The organism is Desulfobacterales bacterium, from assembly GCA_028704555.1.
GTDB lineage: Bacteria > Desulfobacterota > Desulfobacteria > Desulfobacterales > JAQWFD01 > JAQWFD01.
Map to the genome: position 1 here is coordinate 23,321 of JAQWFD010000043.1, position 8,978 is coordinate 32,298.

At 47.1% G+C, this 8,978-nt stretch carries 6 protein-coding genes; all 6 read right to left on the reverse strand.

The genetic code is table 11. The annotated features are described in order from the left end of the window. Positions 1-35: 35 nt before the first annotated feature. Entirely contained in the window at positions 36-584 is a 549-nt protein-coding gene (gene tssB, locus PHQ97_13685; GenBank protein ID MDD4393788.1) for a type VI secretion system contractile sheath small subunit, read from the reverse strand. Between the two features lie 68 nt (positions 585-652). Beyond that, positions 653-1,840, reverse strand: a complete 1,188-nt coding sequence (gene tssA, locus PHQ97_13690; protein ID MDD4393789.1) for a type VI secretion system protein TssA — start codon at positions 1,838-1,840, stop codon at positions 653-655. A gap of 148 nt (positions 1,841-1,988) precedes the next feature. Further along, positions 1,989-6,074, reverse strand: a complete 4,086-nt coding sequence (locus PHQ97_13695; protein MDD4393790.1) for a type VI secretion protein IcmF/TssM N-terminal domain-containing protein — start codon at positions 6,072-6,074, stop codon at positions 1,989-1,991. A gap of 34 nt (positions 6,075-6,108) precedes the next feature. After that, positions 6,109-6,888 carry a DotU family type IV/VI secretion system protein gene (locus PHQ97_13700; protein MDD4393791.1) on the reverse strand — a complete coding sequence of 260 codons (780 nt, stop codon included), beginning with the start codon at positions 6,886-6,888 and terminating at the stop codon, positions 6,109-6,111. Between the two features lie 28 nt (positions 6,889-6,916). Then, positions 6,917-8,254, reverse strand: coding sequence for a type VI secretion system baseplate subunit TssK (gene tssK, locus PHQ97_13705; GenBank protein ID MDD4393792.1), 1,338 nt, complete (start codon positions 8,252-8,254; stop codon positions 6,917-6,919). Positions 8,255-8,370: 116 nt separating this feature from the next. Continuing rightward, complete coding sequence (locus tag PHQ97_13710; protein MDD4393793.1) at positions 8,371-8,850, reverse strand: hypothetical protein; 480 nt, start codon at positions 8,848-8,850, stop codon at positions 8,371-8,373. Positions 8,851-8,978 lie beyond the last annotated feature (128 nt).

The following is an 8,978-nucleotide window of genomic DNA, read 5'->3' on the forward strand; positions in this document are numbered from 1 at the left end:
CCGATGGGTTAATGCACATGGGTTACTTACCACCTTTATTCAGTCGGTTCCGGCGTTTCAGGGCTCGGTTCCGGGTCGGCGTTACCTTCCGGTGCAGCGGAAAGCGCTTTTAACTCATTAAGATTTTCAGTGTTGTTGATTACATCCTGAATCAGCTTGTCCAGGTCATCGTTGCCGTCGAGTTTGGTGAGCAGATCCGACAGTCGCTGCCGGGCGTCATAGAGTTTTTTTAATGGACCGACCTGTTTCAGGATGTTGACAGGATTAAAGTCATCCATGTGGTTGAACTTGAGTTCGATGTTCATTTTGCTGCCGTCATTTGTCAACTTGTTATCCACCTGACAGACCAGTCGGGGATTGATGGCGGACAATACGCCATTGAAGTTGTCACGGTCTATTTCAACAAATTTCCGATCTTTCAGTTTCGGAAGCGGTTTTTCAGGATTGCCGGACAAATCCGCCATAATGCCGGCAACAAACGGGAGTTCCTTCATTTGAATGGCATCCCCGATCTCCACGTCATAGGTAATCTGTACCCTTGGGGGCCGGATACGATCCAGCTTGTGTTGTGTGCTTTCAGCCATGGTGCTCTCCTTTCATTGTGAGGTATTGCTTGCAAATAAAATGTATCTTAATTTCCGTTTACCGTTCTTCAATTCAGGTTAGCCAACCCAAGCAGTTTGAAAATCTGCTGCAGGTCACGCTCGTCGTTGACCAGTTCCTGAAGCAACTCGGTCAGTGTCATGTTTCCCCATGAAACCGCCCGTTTTACAAGGTAGGGTGTCGGACTGTGCGGTTCGTGGATCAGAAGATAATCTGCTGCTTCAGAGAGCATTCTGTATGCGGCGGCTCGATTTCTGATAGACAAAAAAGACGGCCTTTTCCCAAGATCACTGTCTGAGTCATGTTCGCTCTGAATTTCTTCAGAATCTGACGAACTGTCCGGCTCACTGTCGCTGGTTTTTTGTTCCAGGAATGTATTTGACAAATTTTCGATTTGCTCGATAATGGTTTTGAATTGATTAAACCCCGGTGATTTATTTCCGGATTTTGCGTCCAGAAAACTGCCCAGATCCGATAAAATCCCCAAAGAGGCCCTTAAATCAGAACACTGCTTCTCATAAAAAGATTTTGTGGAAAACATCACGCTTCCCAGGAATTTTGGCCGGGTCACTTGTCCTTCGGATTCGGCACGTTCCAGAACGCTTTTATCTTTTGCGGCCAGCTGCTCCAGTTGATTGGCTTTTTCCCATTGGGAAAAGGTATAGGCATCAACATTGGCGGTTGACTGAGGCCGGGTAATTGCAAGCATCTTGAGCTTAAATGCGAGTTTTTCGTTCATCCAGTAAAACGGAGAGAGACGACTTTCCAGATCATCTTCAACCAATTCAGGATAAAGTTGATCCCAGAATTTTTCACATAGCCTGAGAATGAACCTGAGTCCCTCTTTCAGTCCTGCATAGCCATAAAGATGCATCAGGGATTCGAGCATCCAGACGGCGATCTGCAGGTCTTTGGTACGTTTCTCCAGAGCCTCCGAACAGATTGACCATACCTGGTTCCACTCCGCCTTTTTCAGATCCCTGGCCCACACGCCCTGAGGAAGCTGCTCGTTATCTTCCCGCCGGGCCTCGGAGATTTTATCATAGGTGCCTTCATAGCGCAGAAATTCTCCGGCAGGGTTCTGATCCGATATGGGATTTAACAGCCGGTTCAATCCCAGGGCAAACGGCTCTGTGTCGATATCCGTATTTGAATCCGGGGGTATGGATTCAGCTCTGTCAGAGGTGGAAGATATCAATTGATCCGATTTTATATTTTTTTCTTCTTCAGTCGTCATCACTGCCTCCAGAAAATTGAAGCGATTATCTTATATCCGGCGGGAGCCTCGCTCCCCTGGAGATGCTATAAGATAAAAGCCGCCTGCTTCTTGCCTTTTGTCTCAAACGAATCGATAGCGCTCCTGAGTCCGCCCGCTGGGAGCTGATTTATTTTATCGGAAGCGCCTGTAATTCCGGTGCCCTTTGAGGAAAAACGGGCAACACCAGCGGACTTTTTTTCTTGTCCGGACTCAGAAGTTTCAACCGGATAAATGCGGTGGTCTTTTTTTTGTCCGCCTCCAACGACCTGCCACTTCGCGTGTCAATGGAAAATTTCAACGTGTGGGGTTCGGGATCAGCGAATTTGTCAAAATCGCTGGCTGCGGCGGCATGCATTCTGACAAACCGTATCAGCGACCATTTATTGCTCAGTTTATAGACAACCGTTTTGTCCTGTATGCTTACCCCGGGCAGATCCCCTCCGAAAACCGGATAACCCTCTGCGTTTTTTGCCCACCGAAGCGACAGGCCAACCGGATCTCCATAACGCCAGCGCCCGATGTGTCCGGAGTCGTTATTGTTGAATTTCTGACCGCCGACCGCCAGTTCCCAATCGATAATCCGGTTGGCTTCAACCTCATGGGTGCGGTTTACCCGGAAATCGATATCAAAATCCAGAACAGGGATATTGCCTTCAAACGGTTCGGTTTTGTCGATGTTGGATGAAAAAAATTGTCGAACCGCATCCATACGCGTCAGAAATTGTACCGTCTCATCGGCTGAAATCGAAAACAGGGGGGCGTTTTCCAGCTCTTTTCTGACGGTCTGGATTTCCTTGTCGAAGCGATGATAAAAATCATAAATATCTTCCGGATCGGCCTCAGAGGCGGCATCAATGTCTGATACGTCCGTAAATGGAAATTTTCCGGCCAGCTGCCGGTTGAAAAAAATTTGAATTTTACCATATTGATCAATGATGTTTGCGGTTGCAAGCCTCCGGCACTGTTCATAAAGCAGCCGCCTGATCCGGTTTCTTTTTTGCAGAAAGATGTCACCGGATTGTTCGCTGACCTGCTGGGCGCTTATTTTCGTAAAATAATTTTTTTCATCGATCGTATCGATTTCAAAAAGAACGAATTTTTCAAGGGTGGAGATTGAATTCTCCGGTATTTTATTTTCATACTTTTCAAGCTCGGAAATGATCTTTTCCCATTTGAAAACGATCCTTTTCAACTGATGGTCCTTGATAAACCGGCTGTTGGATAAGACGGAAATAAGCGGTGCGGCATATTCATTGGCAAGTTGCTTGATGCGATAGCGCTGAAGCTGCAAATAATTTATCAACTCTTCCTTATCGCTCACATCAAAGGCTTGCAGGGAAAGCATGCGGGTGCCGGACCACCAGGACAGGTCCTTTCCTTTGATGTTGTATAAACTGTCTGCTTCAAGCAGGCTGTCGACCCTTTCAAGCAGAGAAGCCGTTTGCCAGATAATCGTATCGGACAGTGACAGATAGGCATCCGTAAGATCCAGCCGGTCAAGATACCCCAGAAGATAATTCAACAGCTTGGCGGCGTCTTTAAAATTGCGGATCTCGGAAAAAAGTTCGGATTCACGAATCCGGTTGTCAAACGTTTCGAAAAAGGGCACATAGCTTTGCGACCGTTCGATGAGATCCTGCACCCTGCTTTCCAGCTGGTCTTTTGCCACACTGCCGATGATCGTTTGAAAATCCGATGAAGCGCTCTGTACCCCGTTAACGATAAAATCTTCATAAGGGACAAACAGCTTGACCGCATCGTTGAGATAATCCGAATTCCACCTGGGCCGGGTGCCGGCCGGAATAATCCCGCGGGCTTTTTTCATCGGCTCAGCCGTCATAAAATCCTGTTTCAGCAGATTGCCCAGATCGGATTTTAATGACAACAGGCCGGCAGATAACATCGGGGTGAGTTTTTCATTTTCAACCTGGAGCAGTGGACCGGTCAGGGATGTTTTTATCTGTTTAATGGTGTTTTGAAGGGCCATAAATTTTTCTTCGCCGGCCCTGCATATTTCTTTCTGAAGATCCGGCCCAAGAAAATTCGACTGATCAATAAAAGACTGTATTTCATCAAACGACTCTCCGAGACTGAACGTATCTTTGAAAATCCATGAAACTTCAGGAGCGGCGACCAGTTTTTCAGTCTGGTCGATGGTGTCCAGAAGATCAAGAATCAATTTTTCATCCGGGGCAACGCTGCGGCTGCCGGTCGATATTTTCTGCAATTTCGCCGACAATGCCCCCAGTTGATCCACAACCGGATTGGATTGAAACAATCGGTCATAAAATTGTTGGATCAGTTTTTTCAGGGTGAAAAACTTTGCCTTCAGTTTGAAAATTGTCGGATCAAACACCCGGTACTGGGTTTCGCCCAGGGCCTTGTGATAATATCCGGCATTTTTGTAAAATTCTTCGGGCAAATCGATATCGAACAGATATTTGACCACCTGGCCCAGTTGATTTAAATTTTTTGTTTCGCCCAGTCCGTTGTATAAATCCGCATAATTTTCAAGCTCTTTAAGCTGCCGGGAAAATGCCTGAAGCCTTATAAATTCTGGCGTATCTTCAATGCGAAGGATGCTGCCTCCTGCCAAAGACGGGGCCTTTTCCCGGCCTTCAAAGGGTTCAAAAATAGCCTTTGCTTTATGTATCAGCTGAATATACATGGCTTTTAAAATAATCTTATCGTATGCCCGCACCATGGAATCGTTGATCTTGTCATGAATGTCACTGAACCATGAAGCGGGAATAAAGGCAAAGGACAGGCTGTGGATACGGGTCATGCCTTTAAAAAGATTCAACGCGCTCTGGTCAAAAAGAATGGTTGAACTTCCGTGATGAAGGATGTTGTAAAGTTCCAGTCCATCCTGCTGTACCTCTGCCTTATCCCTCAGTTTGTCGACATCTTCTGCAATTTCCTGAAGCACCGGCAGCAGCGCCTGTTTGTCAGCCTGCAGCCGGCTGCAGGCGCTCCAAAGCCCTAAACTTCCGGCCAGAAACATCACCAGAAACACAAGCTGAGTGACGAGGACGGCCCGGTTTCTTGATAAATACGCCTGACGCTGTGGACTGGCCAGTCCGTGTTCCTGGAATATTTTTTTTTCAAACAGGTCTTTCAGGAAAAACGGCTTTGGAGACGATGCGTCATTATCGGTTCCAATGGTGCTGTTCCCGCAAAAATAGAGTCCTCTGAATATAAATGATTCATGATAGATGCTCTGCCTGAACAGCCGGTTCAAACAGAGCTGAACCGGCTCCAGCAGGCGATGAAAACTGGCGGGAAACCGAAAGAGGCTGTCTTTGTCCGGGATATCGGTTTTTTCCGTAAAAAGCTCCAGTTGACACTGATGCAGCTTGCAGGTGATATGTTCAAAGGCCTGATTTGCCCAGTCGTCCGTATACCCGACATCGACCCCATACGGGCTTGACCAGCCGAAGATATTATTGCGCAGCCTTTCCGGGATAGAATGGCAAAAACTGCTGAAACCCTCTATCTGATCGCATCGGGTTACCAGGACATATACCGGGAACCGGATTCCAAGGGTTTTTTGTGCATGCCAGAGTTTTTTTTGGATCGCATCGAATTTTTGAGATATATTTTTTAAATCCGGCTCATTACCGTTTTCAACGCCGATCAGGTCTGTGCAGGGAATCGTCACAACGACACCGTCTATAGGGCGCTGGGAGCGATGCTTCTGAAGCAGCCTTAACAACTGCCGCCACCTTTTTTCATCACTGGTTGCGCCGTCTTTTCGAAGCACCAGATCTCCGGCGATATCCAGAACCAGACCCTTTTCAAACATCCACCAGGCGCAGGCCTTTTTCACTTCGGGCCCTTGCCCGAAAGGACTTCCCAGGGGCAGCTCCAGATTGCTTTGACAAAGCGCGGTGGTTTTCCCGGACTGCGACTGACCCAGCATCAGAATCCATGGCATGTGATAGCGGAAATTTTTATCGGAAACACTGGATTTCAAAAGTTTGAGCGCCGCTGAAAAAGATTTTCGAAGCTCCAGAGCTGAAAACCGCGCGGGTGGATCAGGTTTTTTTACCGGCTCACCGGAACCGGATGGCTGATCCGGTCTCTGGGCTGCCTGTTTTTCTGAAGCTTTTTTCTCGGCTGATCGGAAAATAAAAACGATGAGGGTTGCAACAACCAGAATAAGGGAGATAACGCCGCTTATCACATAGGGAAGATGGTGTGCTAATTTCATAATGAACTGATCGAGCATTCCCATGTTTGTCCCGCTATAAAACCAATGAGTTTCCGTTTAAAATATGTTCAACGACCCTGATCAGATCTTCCGTGACATTGCTCCATATGGCGCTGGATACCACGATATACACCAGGACCAGAATCAGAATCGCCCCGATCCATTTGCGCATGGACGGCAGTTTTTTCCCGCTGTCCTTGCTCAGGGTATAGGCATAGGTATCAGGAAAAAGACGTCGGGTTTCATCTTGAAGATCCGGATTTTTATGAAAAATAAAAGAGTAAAGCTGCTTGCGGTAGCAGTCGATCCGGCCGGAATCGTCAGCGTCACGGTATTTTCCGCGAAAGCCCAGAGATAACGAAAACAGATATATTCCCGCTATCTCGATCAATGTCGGATCATGGTTTTTCAACAGGCTGTCGAGTTGATTGAAAAATTTTTCACCGGCGGCATTCGTCCCGAAGAGTTCAAATTCCATGAGATTGGATTTCCATGCTTCCCTGCCGTCCCACTTCATGCTCAGAAAAATCTCATCGGCCAAAGCGGCCATTACATATTGCGCTTCCATGTAAAAATTGGCGCTGTATTCTCCGCCATGACCGCGTGCCTCCTGAAGCTGTCGTTTCAGTACATACAGCAACCGGGCATGTATCTGATGGGACAACTCTTTTTCGGGGGCGGCGGTTTGAATCAAACCGGCATCCGATGGGTTTGCATCCTTTGATTCAATATGCTGTTTCTGGCAGATGAGTTCATTGTAAAACTCATGAAACTGCTGCATGAGAAAAGAATTAAATAATTGTGTATGATTCATAGGACGCCGGCTTAAATATCGGTAAAAATCAGGTTGGGTTTTTTACATACAACATGATTTCCGTGGGTTTCTGCCTTCCTGCCGGATCTGAGGCATTCAGAATCCGCAGGGTCTTGTCCGGTTCGATAAAATCCGGGTCGGCGGTCACTGAATACAGCACCACCCCTTTGGCCGGAACCAGTCTTTCGTCTGAATCGAATTTTTTTCTTGCCGCTCCAAGAATGCGCATTTCCTTCATGGTTTCGATTCTGGTCTCCGAACCGATCATGCTTTGTTCCACCCATCCGGCAAGATCTTTTTCCGTCATGCCGGGTCCGGCTTTGAAACCGATGACAAGGGATGAAGACATCCAGGCTGGTTTCAGTGAAAGATCGAATATTCCGTTTTCAAAGTTGAATGCAATGGCCGTATGAGATTCCAGGATTCCTTCCGAAATCATCTGATTGATAAAGTCTCTGACCTGTTCAAAGTTGCTGCGGATATCATGATGCTGGTAAGCCTTCAGAACCGGCGGAATCTGACCTGAGCCCAATGCAGCCAAATTGCCCGCCAGTGTGCACAAAGACAGATAAAGCACATACGGATGGGCGCTGTCTGTATTTAAAAGGGCTTCGAAACAGGGCAGGCCGGAAACCAGACAATGGATGAACAGTTTGGTTTCAAGAATCATGGCGCCTTTTCCGGATAATGCGGAAGCGTCGGATCTTTCGGATAAAAAAATCGCTTTTTCCCTTAATCGACGGGCGATGGCCGAACAAATTTCTCCGGCAGCAGATGAACGGGAAACTGTCAGACACGGGGGAATGAAATGAGTCAAAGAAAACGTTTCATTTCTGTAGGCGACTTGAGCCAGTGGAAAGGCGGTATATTTCTGATGGGGGGTTTCGGTTGCCAGAAGGCTGATTTTCGGTTTGAGACGGGGAATGGAAAGCTCTGATTCTCCGGTATTCTCATCTGTTACCGGTTTGCCTTCAATCGAATCGTACCTTGCCAGTGACCCTTTTACAGCCGTTTGCCCGATTTTTTTTGCCGGTACCGCCAGATGGACCCGCAATGCCCTTTGTTTTATTTGTTCGGCATACGGTTTTAAATCGACTTCAAGGCAATTTTCATCTTCGGGCAGATGGCATACGATCAGGCCGTCAGGCATGACCGCTTCCAGTTCCAGAACCCTGAAAATTCCATCTGCCAGAAGTACCTGATCGATTTTCAACCGCCGGACTCCCCAGTGAAAAGGCGCAGCCGCCATCAGATGATAATAGAGAAGTTCCTCCTGACGGATTGACAACTGTTGAAAATGCTGGGGGGAGAGCAGCATGCCTTCGTGCCACTGAATCGCTCCCGGCAAATTATTCGCGTTTGTCACAGTGCGGTTTTCCTTCCGATAATTTCCAAAAATTCTGCCTCATATAGTTCTATAGCGCTATAGCAAAGAAAATTAGATACAGGCGGCGGATCAGAAACAAGCTGCCCTGGAAAAATTTATTTTCGGTCCGCCCCTAAAGTTTCAATAAAAAAATCTTCCTCCAGAAGAAAAATATGAATGCTTTTAAACGGATCAACCCGGTAGCGGTGAGCTCCCGGGGAAAAATAATCGGCGAAAACGACGGCACCCCTGGCCTTGGCTTTAAGCGGCAATTGCTGAACCGAAACCTTTTGCCCGGGCACCCACTCCCAGCTCCAGATATCGAAACCCGTTCCTTCGATATAATCCCGACGGATTTGATTCCGATTTTCACTCCACTGTTTTGCAGACATGCTCAGCAAATCCGTCAATAATTTTTCGTTATACACGATGAGCAGATCCAGTGCGATTGGATTGTTCCGGTTTGCCTTTTCGGCAATGTCTATCTGGAGATTAAATTTTTGTCCCAGCATCGCCCGGGTCCGGGTTTTGATGCCGCATGAAAAGAAGAGGGCAGCAATACTGAAAGACAGAATCAGAAACGTGGCTGTCTTCATAAAACTCGATGATCCAGTTTTTTTAAATTGACATAAAACGAAGTGCAAAAAAAAGAGGCCGGTCAATCCGATAGTATAAGGAATCCTTTCAAAGGAAACCTCTCATCATACCGGTTGGCCGACCTCTT

What these genes read in the sequence shown, in the direction of transcription:
- tssB (MDD4393788.1), bottom strand. Translation starts at nt 584, where the DNA reads ATGGCTGAAAGCACACAACACAAGCTGGATCGTATCCGGCCCCCAAGG.
- tssA (MDD4393789.1), bottom strand. Translation starts at nt 1,840, where the DNA reads ATGACGACTGAAGAAGAAAAAAATATAAAATCGGATCAATTGATATCT.
- PHQ97_13695 (MDD4393790.1), bottom strand. Translation starts at nt 6,074, where the DNA reads ATGAAATTAGCACACCATCTTCCCTATGTGATAAGCGGCGTTATCTCC.
- PHQ97_13700 (MDD4393791.1), bottom strand. Translation starts at nt 6,888, where the DNA reads ATGAATCATACACAATTATTTAATTCTTTTCTCATGCAGCAGTTTCAT.
- PHQ97_13710 (MDD4393793.1), bottom strand. Translation starts at nt 8,850, where the DNA reads ATGAAGACAGCCACGTTTCTGATTCTGTCTTTCAGTATTGCTGCCCTC.